The 17808-nt window shown below is 38.1% G+C and carries 16 protein-coding genes and 1 pseudogene; 7 read left to right on the forward strand and 10 right to left on the reverse strand.

Annotation, left to right across the window (positions count from 1 at the left end):
* The 3 genes from agrD to agrA are packed head-to-tail and all read left to right on the forward strand — an operon-like array spanning position 1 to position 2196.
* Positions 1 to 138, forward strand: a complete 138-nt coding sequence (gene agrD, locus MUA88_RS08075) for a cyclic lactone autoinducer peptide AgrD (RefSeq protein WP_262603677.1) — start codon at positions 1 to 3, stop codon at positions 136 to 138.
* Positions 139 to 175: 37 nt separating this feature from the next.
* Positions 176 to 1468, forward strand: a complete 1293-nt coding sequence (gene agrC, locus MUA88_RS10965; protein WP_481906577.1) for a quorum-sensing sensor histidine kinase AgrC — start codon at positions 176 to 178, stop codon at positions 1466 to 1468.
* A gap of 11 nt (positions 1469 to 1479) precedes the next feature.
* A complete protein-coding gene (gene agrA, locus MUA88_RS08085) occupies positions 1480 to 2196 on the forward strand; it encodes a quorum-sensing response regulator AgrA (protein ID WP_262603679.1) in 717 nt (238 codons plus the stop codon).
* Positions 2197 to 2242: 46 nt separating this feature from the next.
* On the opposite strand, the gene MUA88_RS08090 is transcribed toward agrA, so the two are convergent.
* The 6 genes and pseudogenes from MUA88_RS08090 to MUA88_RS08115 form a co-directional block, all read right to left on the reverse strand.
* Positions 2243 to 3190 carry a carbohydrate kinase family protein gene (locus tag MUA88_RS08090; RefSeq protein WP_262603680.1) on the reverse strand — a complete coding sequence of 316 codons (948 nt, stop codon included), beginning with the start codon at positions 3188 to 3190 and terminating at the stop codon, positions 2243 to 2245.
* Entirely contained in the window at positions 3183 to 4676 is a 1494-nt protein-coding gene (locus MUA88_RS08095; RefSeq protein WP_262603681.1) for a sucrose-6-phosphate hydrolase, read from the reverse strand. Before MUA88_RS08095 ends, MUA88_RS08090 begins: the two co-directional genes overlap by 8 nt.
* Positions 4677 to 4691: 15 nt before the next feature.
* The gene (locus tag MUA88_RS08100; protein WP_262603682.1) at positions 4692 to 5675 is read right to left on the reverse strand and encodes a LacI family DNA-binding transcriptional regulator; all 984 of its coding nucleotides are present in this window, start codon (positions 5673 to 5675) and stop codon (positions 4692 to 4694) included.
* 211 nt (positions 5676 to 5886) lie between these two features.
* A complete protein-coding gene (locus tag MUA88_RS08105; RefSeq protein ID WP_262559268.1) occupies positions 5887 to 6111 on the reverse strand; it encodes a sulfurtransferase TusA family protein in 225 nt (74 codons plus the stop codon).
* A 24-nt stretch (positions 6112 to 6135) separates the two neighbouring features.
* Positions 6136 to 7217: pseudogene (locus tag MUA88_RS08110) on the reverse strand (YeeE/YedE family protein).
* A gap of 436 nt (positions 7218 to 7653) precedes the next feature.
* Complete coding sequence (locus MUA88_RS08115; protein ID WP_262603684.1) at positions 7654 to 8304, reverse strand: redox-sensing transcriptional repressor Rex; 651 nt, start codon at positions 8302 to 8304, stop codon at positions 7654 to 7656.
* 157 nt (positions 8305 to 8461) lie between these two features.
* Here MUA88_RS08115 and abc-f point away from each other — a divergent pair, with 157 nt between their 5' ends.
* Positions 8462 to 10414, forward strand: coding sequence for a ribosomal protection-like ABC-F family protein (gene abc-f / locus MUA88_RS08120; protein WP_262605371.1), 1953 nt, complete (start codon positions 8462 to 8464; stop codon positions 10412 to 10414).
* 282 nt (positions 10415 to 10696) lie between these two features.
* On the opposite strand, the gene tsaD is transcribed toward abc-f, so the two are convergent.
* Genes tsaD through tsaE form a run of 4 tightly spaced genes read right to left on the reverse strand, consistent with a single transcriptional unit; the run spans position 10697 to position 13256 of the window.
* Complete coding sequence (gene tsaD, locus MUA88_RS08125) at positions 10697 to 11716, reverse strand: tRNA (adenosine(37)-N6)-threonylcarbamoyltransferase complex transferase subunit TsaD (protein WP_262603686.1); 1020 nt, start codon at positions 11714 to 11716, stop codon at positions 10697 to 10699.
* Entirely contained in the window at positions 11709 to 12134 is a 426-nt protein-coding gene (gene rimI / locus MUA88_RS08130; protein WP_262605147.1) for a ribosomal protein S18-alanine N-acetyltransferase, read from the reverse strand. Before rimI ends, tsaD begins: the two co-directional genes overlap by 8 nt.
* A gap of 11 nt (positions 12135 to 12145) precedes the next feature.
* On the reverse strand, positions 12146 to 12814 hold the full coding sequence (tsaB, locus tag MUA88_RS08135; RefSeq protein ID WP_262603687.1) for a tRNA (adenosine(37)-N6)-threonylcarbamoyltransferase complex dimerization subunit type 1 TsaB: 669 nt from the start codon (positions 12812 to 12814) through the stop codon (positions 12146 to 12148).
* A complete protein-coding gene (gene tsaE, locus MUA88_RS08140) occupies positions 12807 to 13256 on the reverse strand; it encodes a tRNA (adenosine(37)-N6)-threonylcarbamoyltransferase complex ATPase subunit type 1 TsaE (RefSeq protein ID WP_262605372.1) in 450 nt (149 codons plus the stop codon). The genes tsaB and tsaE overlap by 8 nt, the downstream gene beginning before the upstream one ends.
* 624 nt (positions 13257 to 13880) lie before the next feature.
* On the opposite strand from tsaE, the gene ilvD reads away from it, so the two are divergent.
* Genes ilvD through ilvN form a run of 3 tightly spaced genes read left to right on the forward strand, consistent with a single transcriptional unit; the run spans position 13881 to position 17799 of the window.
* Positions 13881 to 15569, forward strand: coding sequence for a dihydroxy-acid dehydratase (ilvD, locus tag MUA88_RS08145; protein ID WP_262605373.1), 1689 nt, complete (start codon positions 13881 to 13883; stop codon positions 15567 to 15569).
* 26 nt (positions 15570 to 15595) lie between these two features.
* Positions 15596 to 17329 (forward strand): biosynthetic-type acetolactate synthase large subunit, encoded by a 1734-nt coding sequence (gene ilvB / locus MUA88_RS08150; protein WP_262603690.1) that lies wholly within the window; start codon positions 15596 to 15598, stop codon positions 17327 to 17329.
* Positions 17326 to 17799, forward strand: coding sequence for an acetolactate synthase small subunit (gene ilvN / locus MUA88_RS08155; RefSeq protein ID WP_262605374.1), 474 nt, complete (start codon positions 17326 to 17328; stop codon positions 17797 to 17799). The genes ilvB and ilvN overlap by 4 nt, the downstream gene beginning before the upstream one ends.
* The last annotated feature ends 9 nt before the right edge of the window (positions 17800 to 17808 follow it).

The following is a 17808-nucleotide window of genomic DNA, read 5'->3' on the forward strand; positions in this document are numbered from 1 at the left end:
ATGAATATTTTAGATGCAATCATCAGTTTCTTCACGAATATCTTTAAAGCAATTGGTAATTTCGGATGGATTAATACTTGTACATGTTTCTTTGACGAACCAGAAATTCCACGTGAACTATTAGAACTCGATAAATAATATTATCCTAAACTAGAAAGTGTGTATAAAATTGGAAATGATTCGTATTGTCATCATAACAGTCGTTCAAGTTTTAGTTTTATTTTCAGTTACGCATTTAATTTTAATTGATAAACCAAAATACACACGAAGGGATTACCTCTCTATGCTGATAGGGATTGTAGTCCCTTCTACTGTTTTATTTATATTCTTTGGAAAAATAACCTTGTTTTATTTAATATTAAGTTTCTTTATATTCTTTTTTAAAAAGCAAAAAATGATTGGTATTATCAGTGTCATAATGGGCGCATTAATTCTCATACTCAGTGACTTCCTATCCTTATTATTGTACGAATATCTCACCACACATCATTATCCTATTTACCTTAGAGATGTATTGTATTTGGTGACATTTGTAGGTTGCGCTATTGTATTTGCGTTATTATTTCAATATCTCATGCGCTTTTTAAAGGTTTCATGGCTCTATGTGAATAAGCTATATCTTGTACTCCTTGCAGTCACTTTGACGGTGTTTTTCATTTTGATTGATCTCTCAACACCTGCCAAAGTCCGCTCGATAGAAGATATGAAAACGATCGCAGTAGTCATTATTGTTTATTTCATCACTTTCGCTATTCTCGTGATTATGATTTCAATTACCGCTTCAAGAGAATTAACGTATCGCCGTAACAAGCAAGAAATTGAAGATTATTATAAATATACGTTACAAATTGAAGAAATTAACAATCATATGCGCAAGTTTCGTCATGATTATATCAACATGTTATCGACGATGTCGGAGTATTTACGAGAGGATGATCTAGAAGGGCTTAAAGCTTATTATGAAAAGCATATTCACCCTATTAAAGATCACTTTGAACATAATGCGCTCAAGTTGAATGGGGTGGAAAAGCTAAAAGTCCGAGAAATTAAAGGCATGATGACGACTAAAATTATTGAAGCACAAGAACATCATATTAATATTAGTGTTGAAGTGGCAGATGAGATTACCGACATTAATATGCCTATTATCGACCTAAGTCGTGTGCTCGGTATTATTATGGATAATGCAATTGAAGCATCATTATCCGTAGAAGATCCTATGATTCAAATCGCATTTATTCAGACTGACGTTTCTGTACTTATTATCATTATGAACAAAGCACCAGAAAATCTTCCAAAGTTACATACATTGTTTAAAGAAGGATTCTCAACAAAAGGATCCAATCGTGGACTTGGATTATCAACTTTAAAAGAAATCACTGATAGCACAGACAATGTGTTACTTGATACGAAGATTGATAACCAATACTTTATACAAAAACTAGAGATTTTGAATGATATGCCATAGGAGGGTTCTATATGAAAATATTCATTTGCGAAGATGATCCGAAACAACGCGCGCGAATGGAAGAGATCATCAATACGTATATTATGATTGAGGAAAAGCCGATGGAAATTGCGCTTTCAACGGATGATCCTTATGAATTGATTAACGCCTCCAAGCATTCAACGGATGTTGGCTGTTACTTTTTAGATATTCAATTGGAATCAGATATCAATGGTATTAAAGTGGGTAGTGAGATTCGAAAGCATGATCCAATTGGCAATATCGTCTATGTAACGAGTCATAGCGAATTAACCTATTTAACATTTGTCTATAAAGTTGCAGCGATGGATTTTATTTTTAAGGACGATCCTGATCAGCTGAAGAAACGCGTTATCGATTGTTTAGAAACTGCACTGGATCGCCTTAATTTGCTCACTAAGGAAGAGACAGTTGAAACGATTGAATTGAAGCGTGGAAGTGGTTCAGAATATGTTCATTATGATGATGTCATGTTCTTTGAGTCTTCACCTAAATCACATCGTGTGATCGCCCACTTAGACAATCGACAAGTAGAGTTTTACGGCAAGCTTAAAGAATTATCACAAGTGGATCAACGATTCTTCCGCTGTCATAATAGTTTCGTACTAAACCGTCATAACATTTCTAACGTTGAACCGAAAGAACGGGTCGTCCACTTTAAAAATGGAGAATTTTGTTACGCATCTGTGCGTAATATTAAAAAAATCTAAGTTAAAAGACCTAAAGCCATTCAGGCTTTAGGTCTTTTATCATATATTATAATTCTTCTCGTGTTGGAAGACTTGATAAGGCACCATATTTTTGAACAACATGGCCGGCAACTTGATTTGCGAATGTTAAAATTTGTTCACCATGTGCTTGAAGCATCTCTATTGGTTTGTCTACAGATGTCATTAATTCTGCGATCACTGCACCGATAAATGCATCGCCCGCACCTGTTGTGTCTACCACTTCGATTGGGTTTGGACGTGATGTGAAAGTGGCACCATCTTTAAAGATAAGTGACGCACCTTCCCCACCTTGTGTGTAGATGACTGCTTCAACTTGCCCTTGGAATAATGATTGTAAGGCACGTTCCTCATCTTCAATTTGTGTAATAAATGTCAGCTCTTCATCTGAAATTTTTACGATATGTGCGCGCGGGATAAATGATTGAATCGTCTGTTGATAAGCTTGATGATCATCCCATAAAGGCAGACGAACATTTGGATCAAAAACAACGGTCGCACCAACATCATGTGCTTTTTCCAACAATGCTTCATGTGCATCTCTCATTGGACTTTCTACTAATGCGACAGAACAAAAATGAATCATATCTTCATCTTTTAAAGGAATGTCTGCAATATTGTCTGCTGAATATAACATATCTGCACTTGGTTTACGGTAAAATGAAAAATCTCGTTCTCCACTTGCTGTTAAGCTCACAAATGCCAATGCTGTATTAGCCTCTGAAGTACGTGAAATCCACTGTGTCCCAACATGTAACTCTTCTAGTGTTTTCACAATACGATCCCCAAATGCATCTTGCCCAAGTTGTGTAATCAATTGACTGTTTCCCGCTAACTTTTGTACTGCAGCAGCAACGTTACATGGCGCACCGCCGACTTGTGGCATAAAGCCATTCACATCTTTCAATAATTGATCGCGTTCAGTTGGAATAAAATCAATTAATGCTTCGCCAATTGCATAAAATGCTTTACTCATGTTGTTGTGCCTCCTCGATGTCATATTTTGTCATTTTCAAATAAACTTGTCCTGAATCTGTAGCTACTTTAATTTTATTTGCTTGTTTTTTCGGGAAAATACGTGATGTTAAGACACGTTCTCCTTCATTACAGAATACTTCAATACTGGATGTATCGACAAAAATACGTAACTGCTGTAGTGGTGTCTCTAATTGTGTGCGTCGTACTGTTCCTTCAACTGGTGATGGAAGGTGTCCACTTTCCGTACGATCTAGCATAATCATTTGTGATGCTGTTTCATAGCGAATCACGATGGCTTCTTGTTTATTGGCTCTTAAATGAAATTCAATGGCAGACGCATCATTATCTAATATTTCCACTACCAGTTCATAACGCTCTCCCTCATATGGGTGCAACTGTTTCAAGAATTTATTCGCATAGCCAAGTGCCGTTTCTCTATGACCACGTAATTTACGCAAGTGCATATGAGGTTTTTGTTTTAACTTCCCATCTTCAATCGTCAATGTTCTTGGTACAGTTAGGCAATGTGCCCAACCTTCCTCATCAGTTGGATAATCGGTATCTGGTAAGCCCATCCAGCCAATCATCACGCGACGGTCAACTTCATCTCTAAATGTTTGTGGCGCATAAAAATCAAAACCTTGATCCAACTCTACAAATTCACCATGTGTCATTTCAAGTGTTTCAAAATTTAATTCTCCAATGATGTAGCCACTTTGATAAATATTTTTATAACGATCGCCTTCTGGTTTAATCCCTTGAGGCGAAAATACCAATACATCTTTTCCATTGATTTGGAAATAGTCAGGGCATTCCCACATATATCCAAAGTCTGTTAACGACGTCTGAATCTCACCTTTAAATGACCAAGGCCCTTCTGGACAATCCGCTTCATAGAGCACTGCACAACCTGTTTCATTCTCACGTTGTGCACCCATCAATGCATAGAGCGTCCCTTCTTTTGTAAACACTTTAGGGTCTCTAAAATGTTGTGTATAGCCTTCTGGTGGCGCTGGAATTGCAGGTGGCAAGATTTTTTCCACGTGTCCCGCTTCAGTAACTTTTGCGACGATTTGGGCGCTTTCTCTCTCCCATGTCTCTGTACGATGGTTGCCTGTATACATATAATACAGTGCCCCTTCAAATTCAAAAGCACTGCCACTATAAACACCATGGCTATCATGCTTCGTATCTGGCTTTAATATTGTCGCATCATGACGATAATGTACAAGATCTGTACTCTTATACTGATCCCAATATTTCAAACCATGGACAGGCCCAAGCGGGAACCATTGATGTGACATATGATATTCACCATTAAAGTAAATCAGCCCATTCGGATCATTGAGTAGACCTGTTGATGGCTGAATATGAAAGGTTTGACGATATTGAGACTTTTGAACTGATTCTTTTAACGTTTCTAACTCTTCCGTCGTTGCATCTTCTACCTTGCGATAACGTGCTTCACGTGTCCATTCCTTCATTTTTCAATACTCCTTCTATATGGTAACGGTCCCATTTTTGTGTAATAAGATTTCATCCTGTGATGTTTGTACATCTAATACGTGCGTTGTGAGGGTATCTGAATGTGTGATTTGCTTAAAGAGTGCTTCTACGGCCAACTGACCGGCACGTTCATATTGATAATAAATAGTATGTATCTTAGGATGAACAATTTCTGTGACGGGATCTCCGCCAAATCCACCAATAAACGGTGTCATTTCTGATTCGTGCATAATCAAATGATACAGTGCCAATGCGATTGTATCTGTCGCACCGATATATGCGGTATTGTCTTCTATTAATAATTGCTGTTGTAACTGTGACAAGGCTGTATCGTAATCAAAAGCAGCTTGAATCATATCCACTTTAACCCCCTGCGCATTGAGTGTATCGTATAGCCCTTGGTAACGTAACTGTCCAACAGCTTGGTCTTCATCTGGTACGCCTGCATAACATACATGTTTAACACCTAGAGCAATCAAGTGCTGTGCCATTAATTGTCCTGCTTGTAGATCGTTATGATAAATCGCACTCAAAGTCGCATGATTCTGACCTATCAAAATAACCGGCATCGGCATCGATTGAATCACTTCCATGTGCGCCTCTGTAATCGCAGTTGCCATAAAGAGCACGCCGTCGACTTTACTGCGTTGAAATGACCGCAATGCCTCAAGCTCTTGATCAACGTCACGCTCAGTTAAAGACAAAAGCATTTGATACTTTTGTGATTCACATGTTTTTTTGATCCCTTGTACCGTACTCGCCACCGCATAAGAATTCATACGCGGAATAATTACACCGATCATTTTAGTTTTTTGTGCCCTTAAACTTTGCGCAAATTGGTTTGGCGCATATTCATGAGCGTCTATCACTTCTTGAATTTTTCGCTGTGTCTTTGGGCTAATAGGCCCCTTATTCAAATAGCGTGAAACCGTGCTTTTTGAGACACCAGCTAGTTCCGCAATATCTCGAATGTTCATCTCTTTCACCTCACTATGTCAATTGTTATTCTAACATAAACCTACCTAAAAATTCGCTAAATCTTGTGGTTCTTTCAAGCGAACTTTTCTAAGTTGTGACAAGTTTTCACAATTCATAAATCATCATATTAATAGCGGCATTTTAAACGCAAAAAAGAGGCTCGTACATGTGTGATATCATGCAAGAGCCTCTTATCATTTTATTAAATCATTAAGCTTTTTGAACAGTGATTGTCCAAGACGCATCACCAAGTTGCTCATAATTTGTGATTGGATAGTTTTGTTCTGCTGCCCAGTTCGGAATTGATTCTGTTGCTTGTGTGCAGTCAAAATCAATTTTCAACTCATCACCAACAGCAAGTTCTTCCATTTTCTTTTGTGCTTCGATTAATGGGAACGGACATACCATTCCAACTGTACCTAATTCATAGACCAAGTTTATATCTCCTTTAACTCTATATTATGCATTGACTGACTGTGCTTTTACACTTTGTGTTTGTTGACGTGCTGCACGTAATGGTTTGACAAATAAGAAGTAACTCATAAACCATGTTCCTAAAATCATAGATGCTAATCCGATCCAGCCTTGCCAAGATAATGCTGCTGTAGCAACAAGACCATTCCCGATTGAACATCCGCCTGCAACGGCTGCACCAAATCCCATAAATGTACCACCGATGGCACTGTTACGAATTGTTTTAATGTCCGGTAAACGCCATTTAAATTCACGTGAACCTTTCGCTGCAATATATGAACCAACTAAAATACCAAGTACAAGGAAAACGCCCCAGTCTAATACTGATACATTCCCTGTTGTTAAAAATTGAACGATGTGTGCAGATGGTGTTGTAATACCAAGTCCACCATCACGACCTGTTGAACCACTCATTGGCCAAGCAATCATCGCGATAAGACCTATTGCAATCGCCGCAACAAATGGATGATAACGACGTTCAAATAATAAATGACGTACACCAGTATAACGTTGTTTTAATTTTGGTACAGCAATTGTAGGTTTTGGTTTACGCAATGTTTTAACCACTACAAATACTGTGATTGCAACAAGAAGTACTAACCATACCCAATAAGGGATACCTGTAGAAGTAGACATATCTGCATTTGCTACTGTTGTACTTTGTAAACTGTCATTCAACGGTGCTAAAACACCAAATTTGGTAATCGCTGCAAATAAGGCATAGAAACCTAATGCGATCCAGCTACCGATTAGACCTTCACCAGCACGATAATAAGTACCCGTTGCACAACCACCAGCTAAAATAATACCAATCCCAAAGATAAATGACCCAACGATTGTTCCTACAATTGGGAATGATCCATTATCAATTGTAATCAAACCTGCTGATTGTAATGCAAAAATGCCGACTGCTTGAATTGATATTGCAATGAGTAAGGCATAAAACATTTTATTATTTTTTGTACATACATGTCACGGAATCCACCTGTTAAGCAAAAACGTGTACGCTGCATCACAAACCCTAATAATGATCCAACTATTAAACCACTAATAATAGTCCAAAGCATTCCGTCAACCTCCTATTTCCGATTAATAATATAAGAATTGTAAAGAATATAATATGAAAATGCAAGAGATTGTGTAAAATTGTACATTTTTCTATTACATATCGATGGAAATAACAAAAGGCATGATCAATCTGTACAATTTCAGTGTTCAAGAAGTAGAATTCTCAACAGAACTGGGAACATAAAGTTTTCGTCGTGTCCCTGTAAAAGTAATTAGATATGTAGTAGATGTAGACACATATCAATCAACTACTACACCATTTAGGAATTCTTTTTATTTCCTGCTCTGATTTTACTGGAATTCTAACCACTCCTTTCATAATCTCATCCTTAAAAAAGCATAAAAAAAACCTCAAAATTCAAGTTTCTGAATTTTGATGGCTATTTTCTTACATATTCAATGATCTATGTTGAATGCATTATGCCTTAGAATGCATTATGCCTTAATTGTTGAATTGTAATTTTTCATAAAGAATAATAACGATTGAAGCTCTACGCCTAAGTCAATTTGATGTACTTGAACACTCTTTGGTACTTGTACACGTTTTGGTGTAAAGTTAAGAATCCCTTTGATACCAGCTTCGACAAGTTGGTCTGTGACTGCTTGTGCAGCTGATTCTGGTGTGGCGATAATTACGACTTCAAGCTTTTCTTTCTTAATAATATCTGTCATGTCTGACATTGGTTTAACAACGACGTTACCAACCGTTTCACCGATTACTTCTGGACGTATATCAAATGCTTCTGTAATTGTCATATCATCATGGATGGAAAAGTTATAAGTGATCAATGCATGTCCGAGGTTACCGACACCTACAATGCCAATGTGGATCTCTTCTGCATCACTTAATTCTGATTTGAAGAAGTCTAGAAGGTTGTCAATGTTATAGCCATATCCCTTTTTGCCGAGTTCACCAAAATACGAAAAGTCACGTCTAATCGTAGCTGAATCAATATTCAATCCTTCACTGATTGCTTTTGAATTCACACGATTTTCACCTTTAGCTTTTAACGTGTTTACAAAACGATAATATAAAGGTAAGCGTTTCAAGGTTGCTCTTGGAATTTTCACCGTTTCTTTAGCCATTACACAGTCCTCCAAAAATATTTCTAAAAACACATGTGATACATTTCACAGTATAACAGTATTATTATAACTGACTTTGTCTCAGAAAGAAACATTTACATTTTGATAGGCAAATAATTTATTGTACAATATATGTTAATGAAAGGAGCATCCTCACATGATATTAATGCAACTCAGTCAAATTTCGAAGTCCTTTGATGGTGAGACCATTTTTGACGATGTAAACTTTGAAGTCAAAACAGGTGAACGCATTGGCATTGTCGGCCGTAATGGTGCTGGTAAGTCAACATTAATGAAAATCATTGCTGGTGTGGAATCATATGAAAGTGGCCACATTTCAAAAATTAAAAACTTAAAAATGGGTTATCTCACTCAACAAATGACACTCAATACACAAAACACAGTGTTTGATGAGATGTTACAACCATTTGAGCATCTCAAACAATTGGGTGAGAAGATGCAAGTAGAGACAGATTGGCTTGCACAACACGCGGATCGCTATGATACGGATGCTTATCAAGAACATATGAATCGTTACGAAACCATTTCGAATGAATTTGAAAAACTAGGCGGCTATGACTATGAGCGTAAAATAAAAACGGTGCTGAACGGCCTGCATTTTACAGAATCAGATTATAATCGCCCTGTTAATGACTTTAGTGGTGGGCAAAAAACACGTCTGTCACTGGCACAAATGTTGTTACGTGAGCCTGATTTATTGTTACTTGATGAGCCGACAAACCATCTGGATATGGAGACGACTGCATGGTTGGAAGACTATTTAAAGTTTTTCAAAGGTGCTATTGTGATCATTTCGCATGACCGTTACTTCTTAGATAAAATCGTGACACAAATTTATGATGTTTCTTTAGGTGAAGTAAAACATTATGTTGGAAATTATGCAAAGTTTATTGCCCAGCGTGACCAATACTACCAAAAGCGATTAGCAGAATATGAACGTCAACAAGATGAGATTAAACGTTTAGAAACATTTGTTAAGAAAAATATCACACGTGCTTCTACAAGTGGCATGGCAAAAAGCCGACGTAAGGTTCTAGAAAAAATGACACGTATTGAAAAACCAATGCTAGACGCAAGAAGTGCTGATATCCGATTTGATTTTGATCGTAATACAGGTAACGATGTCATGCACATCCGTCAACTTGAAGTCGGTTACGGATCACCGATTACGCGCCCTATTAACATCGAAGTGTCAAAAGGCGATCATATCGCTGTCATTGGGCCAAATGGTATCGGGAAGTCCACGCTAATCAAAACATTAGCTGGCCGCTTAGATGCCATTTCAGGAGAAGTGATTCCTGGTGCAAACTTAAAAATTGGATACTATGATCAAAAACAAGCAGAATTCCAATCAAATAAAACCATTTTAGATTATGTTTGGGATCAATACCGACATATGCCAGAAAAAGATATACGTGCAGTCCTTGGCCGTTTCCTATTTACACAAGACGATGTACAAAAAATCATTAACGATCTATCTGGTGGCGAAAAAGCACGTCTTCAACTTGCATTACTCATGTTAGAACGCAACAATGTCTTAATTCTTGACGAACCGACCAACCACTTGGATATTGATTCAAAGGAAATGTTAGAACAAGCACTGAATGATTTTGCTGGCACACTCATTTTTGTTTCTCATGATCGTTACTTTATTAATGAATTAGCTAATAAAATCTTTGATCTGGATGCTGATGGTGGCCGTGTTTACTTAGGAGATTATCAATATTATCTCGAAAAGTTAGAACAGCAACAGGCTTTTGCGACACATGCTGAATCTCAAAATACTCCGACTGAACCAATGATGGATCTTCCAACCGAACAAGAAGCAACGTACGAGGATTTAAAAGCAGCACGTCGTGAAAAACGTAAACTAACACGTCAGATTGAAGCGCTAGAATCAGATATTGATACGTACGAATCACGTATTGAAGAAATCGATGTAGCGATGTCAGATCCTGAAATTATTGATGATTATGAACAAATACAAGCCCTTGCAGAAGAGCGAACAACTATCGAACAAAGCTTAGAAGAAACAATGACAAAATGGGAAGAATTACAAATTTTAGTCAGTGATTTAGATGATATTTAACCAAAGATGTGCAGGAATTTTCTGCCATCTTTGGTTTTTTTATTCACAATAAAAATGTGATACCCTCGCCTATCCACACAGTTATCCGAGTTATCCACAATGTAAAATATGCATACCCACCTTATTTATCCACAAAAATGACGTTTATCCACGATTTATACGCAAGTTATCCACTTTTCGTTAACAACTTGTGCATAAGTACGTACGTTCCCTCTTGACGTTTCTCAATTACGTCAAAACACCTTCACATCGATTATTTATTCAATGTGAAGGTGTTTTATTTTAAGATATCGTATCTAAAAACATATTACTTTTACCATTTAAAGACAGATCTGTAAAAATTTCTTTTTGATATAAATGATACGCGACTGCGCCAATCATGGCAGCATTATCTGTACAAAGCTTCGGCTCAGGAATAGATAATGTGATACCGTGCTCTTGTGTAGTACGTTCTAACTCAGCACGTAAACCGCGGTTACTTGCGACGCCACCTGCAACAATGAGTTGTTTGACATCATAAGTTTCGCACGCACGAATGGCTTTTCCAACTAATACTTCAACAACGCTATTTTGGAAACTTGCGGCCACATTTTCAGGAATCGGTGTCTCCCCTTTTTGCTTTAAGTTGTGTAGCTTATTAATCACTGCACTTTTTAAGCCACTAAAGCTAAAGTCAAAACTATCCGGCTCTAACCATACACGTGGAAATTCATACGTATCTGAACCTTGTGCAGCAAGTTTATCAACATGTGGCCCACCTGGATATAGTAAACCAATTGTACGTGCCACTTTGTCATACGCTTCTCCCACCGCATCGTCGCGTGTCTCACCAATCACTTCAAAGTCCAGATGATCACGCATGAGCACAAGTTCTGTGTGTCCCCCTGATACGATCAATGCCATTAACGGGAATGTCAGTCCATTATCCAATTGATTAGCATATATATGCCCTGCAATATGATGTACTGGGATCAACGGCTTGTTATGTGCAAATGCCAAAGCTTTTGCAGCATTAACACCAACTAACAGCGCACCAATAAGTCCAGGGCCTTGTGTCACAGCTACTGCATCAATATCATCCATTGTGACTTGTGCTGTTTGCAACGCATCTTCTATCATCAACGTCATATTTTCGACATGATGACGGCTTGCCACTTCTGGCACAACGCCACCAAAACGTTTATGACTCTCAATTTGACTCAAGACACTGTTACTTAAAATCTGTTGTCCATCTGCAATGACACTGACACTCGTTTCATCACAGCTTGTTTCAACTGCTAATATTAAAGTTTGTTTAGTCATTTAAGTTCACCCACATTACGCATGCGTCCTCTCCGTCACCATAATAATTTTTTCGTTTACCACCATATTGAAAGCCTAATTTTTCATAGACATGCTGTGCAACATGATTATTCACACGCACTTCCAAACTCATCATTGTTGCAATGGAAGCAGCAAAGTTTTTGGCATAGTTCATTAATAACTGGCCAAGTCCATAGCCTCTATATTCAGGCGCTACAGCAATGGTTGTAATCTGTGCTTGATCAATCACAATCCATAAGCCAATATAGCCAATCACGACTTCATCATATGTCATCACAAAATAATGTGCAAAGTTATTATGTTCAAGTTCATGATAAAACGCGTCGATCGTCCATGAACTTTTATGAAAACTGATTCTCTCTAAATCAAACACAGCCGGCACATCTTCATGTGTCATACGACGAATATTTAGTTGGTCTTTGAATTTTGTTGATTCAACCAATTTTGTTCTGCCTCCGATAACTTCAAATATTGTGGACTAAAGCTATGAACATTTTGCGGTTCACCTTTATGCTGCCACATCGCTTCTGCTTTAGGCAGCAATAGTAGGACATCAAAATCTTGTAACGATTCTTCAAATTGACGTACATCTTCTCCTATAAACAATACCTTTTGCTCATCTTTCATACGTTCAATTAAATCTGTCAGTGCAATATATTGATCTTCCATAACTGTATTGAGCTGTCCGTCTTGCCATTGATATGCGCCTGCATACACATGTTCACGACGTGCATTCATGATTGGGACAATGACACGATCCGTCCATTGCAAAGTGGCTGCAAGTGCCTTCAATGATGAGACACCATATAGATTTGCATTTAATGTGTAAGCTAACGTTTTAGCAACCGTCACACCAATACGAAGTCCTGTATACGATCCAGGTCCTTGTGCCACAATAATATCTGTTAAGTCTTGTGGTGTGATTTTAGCTGTTTCTAACAATGCAGCAACTTGTGGCATCAGTTGTACAGAATGATTTTGCTTTACAGCAGATGTATATGTTCCAAGCACTTGATCTTCCTTCATCAACGCAACTGCTAATGGCTGATTCGAGCTATCAATCAATAAACTATACATGTTCAAGTGTCTCCTTTATCGCTTCATAATGCGTACCTACCGCTTCTAATTGCAACGCACGCTCTGTTTCATTAACGACCGTAATCGTTATCTTTAAAAATGTCTCTGGTAAATATTCTTCTATAAATTGACTCCACTCGACCACTGTCACGGCATCATCATTGAAGTATTCGTCAAAACCTAAGTCTTCCTCTGAATCTTCAAGTCGATAACAATCCATATGATGAAAGTTAAGTACTGAGCCTCTATATGATTTAATAATATTAAAAGTCGGTGAATTGATTGTACGTTTAACACCTAGTGCACGCCCTAAAAATTGACTGAACGTTGTCTTACCTGCACCTAAGTCACCGTCTAACAACAACACATCACCGGCTCCAAGTTGTTGTGCAAGTTGCTGAGCAAATACTTCCATTTCTGCTAAATTAAAAATCTTTTTCATTTTGTGCACTCCTGACTCAATTTTCCTATCTATTGTATCAAATTTTTGTACTGAGTAGAATTGGGAACGACTCATAATTGAAAGTGGCTTTCTTACAAATCTTCTGAAGTAATCTAACATATGTGACATGATTCAAGAAACACATCAATAGAATCTCAGTTGTACATCAAACTTTGGAAATCATTTTTAATTGCTATTCAAATCTTGGATGATTCACTTTTAAATACTTCATCTATATTTAGCAGTTCTTAGACCTTAAATTAAAAGTTTTTTCAGAAAATTTAAAACTTACTGTTGACTTCGCTAAAAAGATGAGGTAAATTAAGTTTATCCTTTTTCAGATAATTCATTTAATTAACAACACTTATTTGAGAAGAGTCCATTCAACTATTTAAAGGAGCGTATTAAAATGATGACGAAGAATGATTCATTCCCTAACCAACAATTTAATATCATTATTTTATTATCACGCCCTGGACTGGAGCTTTAGTAAGAACTTATTACTAAATTGCTTAAGTCCTATTTCTAGTTGAATGGGACTTTCCATAATACGTCCCAATTCAAAATTGGGGCGTATTTTTTATTTTCCATAAATAACTGTAAACAACCAAGGAGGCAACAAAAATGAGAAGTGACATGATTAAAAAAGGTGATCATCAAGCCCCAGCGAGAAGTTTATTACATGCGACTGGGCAAATAAAATCCCCTACTGATATGAATAAACCATTTATCGCAATCTGTAATTCATATATTGACATCGTTCCTGGCCATGTCCATTTACGCGAGCTCGGAGATATTGCTAAGGAAGCGATTCGTGAAGCAGGTGGCGTTCCATTTGAATTCAATACAATCGGTGTCGATGATGGTATTGCAATGGGTCATATCGGTATGCGTTATTCCTTACCAAGTCGTGAAATTATTGCGGATGCTGCAGAAACAGTCATCAATGCTCACTGGTTTGATGGAGTCTTCTACATTCCAAACTGTGACAAAATCACACCTGGTATGATGCTTGCTGCGATGAGAACAAATGTCCCTGCTATCTTCTGTTCAGGTGGTCCTATGAAAGCGGGACTCTCTTCACAAGGAAAAGCATTAACACTCTCATCTATGTTCGAGGCAGTTGGCGCATTTAAAGAAGACAACATGTCTAAAGAAGAATTTTTAGAAATGGAACAAAATGCATGTCCAACATGTGGGTCATGTTCAGGCATGTTCACTGCCAACTCAATGAACTGCTTAATGGAAGTTCTCGGACTCGCCCTTCCATACAATGGTACAGCATTAGCCGTCAGTGATGAACGTCGTGAAATGATCCGACAAGCTGCCAAACAACTAGTCTACAACGTAAAACATGACATCAAACCACGTGACATTGTCACAAAAGAAGCGATTGATGATGCATTTGCCCTCGATATGGCGATGGGTGGTTCTACTAACACCGTGTTACATACACTTGCAATTGCACAAGAAGCTGGCGTTGATTACGACTTATCTCGCATCAATGAAGTCGCTAAGAAAACACCATATTTATCTAAAATCGCACCAAGTTCTGCCTACTCTATGCAAGATGTACATGAAGCGGGCGGTGTACCTGCTATCATCAATGAACTGATGAAAAAAGAAGGGGTATTACATCCGGATCGCATCACTGTAACAGGCAAAACATTACGTGAAAACAATGAAGGAAAAGAAATTACGAATGATGTCGTAATACGTAAACTCGACAATCCTTACGATAAAGAAGGTGGCCTATCGATCTTATACGGCAATATCGCCCCAGATGGTGCTGTTATTAAAGTCGGTGGTGTGGATCCAAGCATCAAAACATTTACTGGTAAAGCCATCTGTTTTAACAGCCACGATGAAGCCGTTGCCGCTATCGATGATCATACTGTAAAAGCAGGTCATGTCGTTGTGATTCGCTATGAAGGTCCAAAAGGTGGTCCCGGTATGCCAGAGATGCTTGCCCCTACTTCTTCCATTGTAGGTCGTGGATTAGGAAAAGACGTCGCCCTCATCACAGACGGTCGTTTCTCAGGCGCAACGCGTGGTATTGCAGTTGGACATATCTCACCTGAAGCCGCTGCAGGGGGCCCAATCGGACTTATAGAAGATGGCGATGAAATCACAATCGACTTAACAGACCGCACACTCGATTTACATGTCGATGAAGCAACATTAGCAACACGTAAAGCATCTCAAAAACCTTTCAAAGCAAAAGTAAAAACAGGTTACTTAGCACGATATACAGCCCTTGTGACAAGTGCAAATACAGGTGGCGTAATCAAAGTGCCAGAAGATTTATTATAAATTCTATCAAAATGGAGGTTATTCATATGTCTCAATTAAAAACAACAGATCATGAACCCACATCAGATACATCAACAACCTTTAAAACAGGTTCCGAACTATTAGTCGATGCATTAATTGAAGAAAATGTCGAATATATCTTTGGTTATCCAGGTGGTGCTGTTTTACCACTTTACGATACTTTCTATGATGGAAATGGACCACAACATATTCTTTATCGACACGAACAAGGTGCCACACACGCTGCTGAAGGATATGCACGTGTTAGTGGCAAACCGGGAGTCGTTGTTGTAACAAGTGGTCCTGGTGCAACAAATGCGATCACTGGTATCGCTGATGCATATAGTGATTCCCTTCCTTTAGTTGTCTTTACAGGACAGGTCGCATCTCCAGGAATTGGAAAAGATGCATTCCAAGAAGCAGATATTTTATCCATGACAACACCGATCACGAAACATAACTATCAAGTGCGTGATGTAAATGACATTCCTCGTATCGTTAAGGAAGCATTCCACGTCGCAAACTCTGGACGTAAAGGACCTGTTGTCATTGACTTCCCTAAAGATATGGGGACATTAACAACAGCAACACCGTATGATGCAACGGTTCATACCCCAGGCTATCAAGTAACAACAACACCATTATCTGAAGAGTTAAATGTATTACGTGAACTATTACACCATTCAGAAAAACCACTTGTCCTTGCAGGTGCAGGTGTCAACTTTGCCAAAGCGAATGACTTACTACAATCATTCGTCACACGTCACAATATTCCTGTAGCAACATCGTTACTTGGTTTAGGTGCTATCCCTTATGAAAATCCCCTCTTCTTAGGAATGGCTGGTATGCATGGTTCGTATGCAAGCAACATGGCATTAACAGAATGTGATTTATTAATTAACTTCGGTTCACGATTTGATGATCGTCTCGCTAGTAAGCCAGATGAATTTGCACCAAAAGCAAAAATCGTACATGTCGATATCGATCCATCAGAAATCAATAAAATCATCCATACTGATTTAGGAATCGTAGCTGATGTGAAAGAAGTACTTGAACAGTTACTCACATTAGATGTAGCTGTTCCTGAACACCAAGCCTGGTTAGAAGAAGTTGCTAGTTATAAAGCAAAACATCCATTTTCTTACAAAAAAACAGATGATGTTGCATTTAGCAAACCACAACGCGCCATTGAATATATCGGCCAGTTAACAAACGGCGATGCATATGTCACAACGGATGTTGGTCAACATCAAATGTGGGTGGCACAGTTTTACCCATTTAAAACACACGGGCAACTTATCACAAGTGGTGGCCTTGGCACAATGGGCTTTGGTATCCCAGCAGCTATCGGCGCTAAATTCGCCAAACCAAATGAAACAGTTGTCGCTTTTGTAGGTGACGGTGGCTTCCAAATGACTAATCAAGAAATGGCGTTACTGAATGAGTACAACTTAGATATCAAAATCGTACTCGTGAACAACGGTGTACTTGGTATGGTGAAACAATGGCAAGATAAGTTTTTTGATAAACGCTTCTCTCAATCTATTTTTAACAAGCAACCAAACTTCTTAAAAATGTCAGAAGCATATGGTGTGAAAGGCTTTTTAGTCGATCATGCAGACGACTTAGAAGCCACACTTGATGAAGCATTCAGTTATGAGGGACCGGCTTTGATTGACATTCGAATCTCTCCTACAGAACCTGTATTACCAATGGTACCAACTGGTAAAGCAAACCATGAAATGGAGGGATTAGAATGAGACGTACATTTCAATTAACCGTATTCGATAAAGCTGGTACACTCAACCGCCTAACAAGCACTTTTGTTCGTCGACAATTCAACATCGTAAACATTACAGCTGGCCCTACTTTAGAGACAGGTATCACAGAGATTACCTTTGTTGCTGAAGTACCGGATGATCGTGTTTTACGAACGATCATCCAACAATTAAAGAAACAAGTGAATACATTAACAGTTGAAGATATTACAGAAACGAATACATTTAACCTTGAGTTATTACTGATCAAACTCAATAAACCACAGAAAAATAATCAGTTTTCACAATTACTGCATGACTATGAAGCGCATGTAACGACATTAAAAGATGATGATGAAACATTATATTTACAGGCTGTTGGACCACAAGATGTCTTAGATCAGCTATTAGAAAATTTATCCGCTTTTGATATTCAACAGCTATCACGTACAGGCACTGCCGCAATCGTTTAATAATTAATC

This window comes from Staphylococcus sp. IVB6240, from assembly GCF_025558425.1.
Lineage (GTDB): Bacteria > Bacillota > Bacilli > Staphylococcales > Staphylococcaceae > Staphylococcus.

Coding starts and splice junctions, on each gene's coding strand:
- MUA88_RS08095 (WP_262603681.1), bottom strand. CDS start 4,676: ATGAAGGAATGGACACGTGAAGCACGTTATCGCAAGGTAGAAGATGCA.
- ilvB (WP_262603690.1), top strand. CDS start 15,596: ATGTCTCAATTAAAAACAACAGATCATGAACCCACATCAGATACATCA.
- agrC (WP_481906577.1), top strand. CDS start 176: ATGATTCGTATTGTCATCATAACAGTCGTTCAAGTTTTAGTTTTATTT.
- MUA88_RS08090 (WP_262603680.1), bottom strand. CDS start 3,190: ATGAGTAAAGCATTTTATGCAATTGGCGAAGCATTAATTGATTTTATT.
- tsaB (WP_262603687.1), bottom strand. CDS start 12,814: ATGTATAGTTTATTGATTGATAGCTCGAATCAGCCATTAGCAGTTGCG.
- ilvN (WP_262605374.1), top strand. CDS start 17,326: ATGAGACGTACATTTCAATTAACCGTATTCGATAAAGCTGGTACACTC.
- rimI (WP_262605147.1), bottom strand. CDS start 12,134: ATGACACATGAAGATGTGCCGGCTGTGTTTGATTTAGAGAGAATCAGT.
- ilvD (WP_262605373.1), top strand. CDS start 13,881: ATGAGAAGTGACATGATTAAAAAAGGTGATCATCAAGCCCCAGCGAGA.
- agrD (WP_262603677.1), top strand. CDS start 1: ATGAATATTTTAGATGCAATCATCAGTTTCTTCACGAATATCTTTAAA.
- agrA (WP_262603679.1), top strand. CDS start 1,480: ATGAAAATATTCATTTGCGAAGATGATCCGAAACAACGCGCGCGAATG.
- abc-f (WP_262605371.1), top strand. CDS start 8,462: ATGATATTAATGCAACTCAGTCAAATTTCGAAGTCCTTTGATGGTGAG.
- tsaD (WP_262603686.1), bottom strand. CDS start 11,716: ATGACTAAACAAACTTTAATATTAGCAGTTGAAACAAGCTGTGATGAA.
- MUA88_RS08100 (WP_262603682.1), bottom strand. CDS start 5,675: ATGAACATTCGAGATATTGCGGAACTAGCTGGTGTCTCAAAAAGCACG.
- tsaE (WP_262605372.1), bottom strand. CDS start 13,256: ATGAAAAAGATTTTTAATTTAGCAGAAATGGAAGTATTTGCTCAGCAA.
- MUA88_RS08115 (WP_262603684.1), bottom strand. CDS start 8,304: ATGGCTAAAGAAACGGTGAAAATTCCAAGAGCAACCTTGAAACGCTTA.